We start from the raw sequence: 320 nt of genomic DNA on the forward strand, positions 1-320 counted from the left end.
TCATGACTGGGGTGAAGTCGTAACAAGGTAGCCGTAGGGGAACCTGCGGCTGGATCACCTCCTTAATCGACGACATCAGCTGCTCCATAAGTTCCCACACGAATTGCTTGATTCATTGAAGAAGACGGTAGAAGCAACGTTAAATCGTGGCTTCTCTATCGTAAAGCTTAGAAATGAACATTCCATCAGATGGTGGTGAATGTTGATTTCTGATCTTTTGATTAGATCGTTCTTTAAAAATTTGGGTATGTAATAGAAAGTTAGACTGGATAGCACTTTCACTGGTGTTTATTCAGGCTAAGGTAAAATTTGTGAACGTT

1 rRNA gene is annotated in these 320 nt (G+C 40.9%); it reads left to right on the top strand.

Annotated features, from left to right (window positions below):
• Positions 1-65, top strand: a 16S ribosomal RNA gene (locus JQ845_RS22960); the annotation flags it as partial.
• Between the last annotated feature and the right edge of the window lie 255 nt (positions 66-320).

It is taken from the genome of Pseudomonas paraversuta, assembly GCF_904063065.1.
GTDB classification, from domain to species: Bacteria; Pseudomonadota; Gammaproteobacteria; order Pseudomonadales; family Pseudomonadaceae; genus Aquipseudomonas; species Aquipseudomonas paraversuta.